Below are 1,452 nucleotides of genomic sequence, written 5' to 3'. Positions count from 1 at the left end.
GGCTCTATAATATTTGTTGGGGTTACCCGACAAATTAGATGCAAAAAAATACACGCATTCATCCAATTCTTTTATACTTGAATTGTCGAGAAACAAGAAAAAGAATGGAGATGCGTGTTTAAATGAATTTTATCATTTCTTTTCCGGGATTAAAAGATGTGCTAGTGAAAAAGGTTGAAGAAGTTGGGGAAATCATCCGTATTTATGTTGAAATGGATCGTCAAGAGAACCGTTGTCCAAAGTGTGGGAACAAAACGAACCGTATCCATGATTATCGAGTTCAAAAAGTCAAACACTTGAAGTGGTTTGAACGAAAAACAGAATTGTTTTATCGCAGAAGAAGGTATGTATGTACATGTGGAAAGCGTTTTGCGGAGGCGAACTCTTTTGTCGAGCGCTACCAACGGGGTTCCATTGAGTGGAATCAAGCTATTACGATCAAGGCCATTACAGCCAAAACGTTTAAGGAAGTTGCAGAAGCATATGGGACTTCTCCGACGACAGTGATTCGTCGATTTGATCGAATAGCGAAAGAGGAAAGTCATCAAATCGGCCCATTACCAGAAGTCATTGCCATCGATGAATACAAAGGAGATACCGAAGAGGGAAAGTATCAAGTCATTATCGCAGACGGTATAACAAGAGAGCCGATTGACATCCTACCTAATCGTTATAAAACGACCATTAAGCGTTACTTACAAAAACATGGTGCACAAGTACAAATGGTGACCATGGATATGAGTCCTTCCTTTAAAGCAGCGGTTCAAGAGGCATTGGGAAAGCCGGCCATTGTGGCAGACAGGTTTCATTTCTGTAGGTATATTTATTGGGCATTGGATAAAGTAAGGAGAAGAGTCCAACAAGATTTCCATGCATACGATCGGAAAAAGTGCAAGAAGATCAAGCGTATTTTTTATAAAGGGTATGATCAATTATCTCAAGAGGAGAGATGGTTGATCGAACGATACCTGAACTTGTCTGAAGAATTAGAACGGGCCTATAGATTAAAGGAAGCTTATCGTGAATGGTTTACAAGAGCTAAAGACTTAGGAGCAAGTCAGATTAGGCTCGTAAAACAAGAGCTTGAACAACTCTTAGAAAGGTTTGAACGCGAAGGAATCCCAGAAATGCAAGATGTGATTAAGACATTTAAGAATTGGGAGACGGAGATCCTTAATAGTTTTGTTTACAATTATTCTAATGGTTTTCTTGAAGGGATTAATAATTTAACGAAAGTATTAAAACGAAATGCCTTTGGTTATAGAAATTTTGAACGCTTTAGAGCAAAGATATTATTATCACATCGGTATAAAAGAATAGGGAAACATATTGGGTAAAATCAGTTAGTATCCTTTGTCCTGTTGGAGGGTTTTCAAACCCTCCAACAGGACAAAGGCCACCAAGCGTAAGCGCGGTAGCCTAGTCTTTTACCCCAACATTTGAAATAGAACC

1 protein-coding gene is annotated in these 1,452 nt (G+C 38.8%); it reads left to right on the top strand.

What is annotated here, in order from left to right:
• Positions 1–122 precede the first annotated feature (122 nt).
• Positions 123–1,337 (top strand): ISL3 family transposase, encoded by a 1,215-nt coding sequence (locus JCM9152_RS20970; protein ID WP_035347771.1) that lies wholly within the window; start codon positions 123–125, stop codon positions 1,335–1,337.
• Positions 1,338–1,452 lie beyond the last annotated feature (115 nt).

Origin of the sequence: Halalkalibacter hemicellulosilyticusJCM 9152 (genome assembly GCF_000513115.1) — a bacterium.
GTDB lineage: Bacteria > Bacillota > Bacilli > Bacillales > Bacillaceae_D > Halalkalibacter > Halalkalibacter hemicellulosilyticus.
Note: the sequence above shows the minus strand (reverse complement) of the source record. Positions and strands in the feature narration are given on the sequence as shown.

Bases quoted from the DNA above. Each gene is read 5' to 3' on its own strand.
- JCM9152_RS20970 (WP_035347771.1), top strand. From the start codon at position 123: ATGAATTTTATCATTTCTTTTCCGGGATTAAAAGATGTGCTAGTGAAA.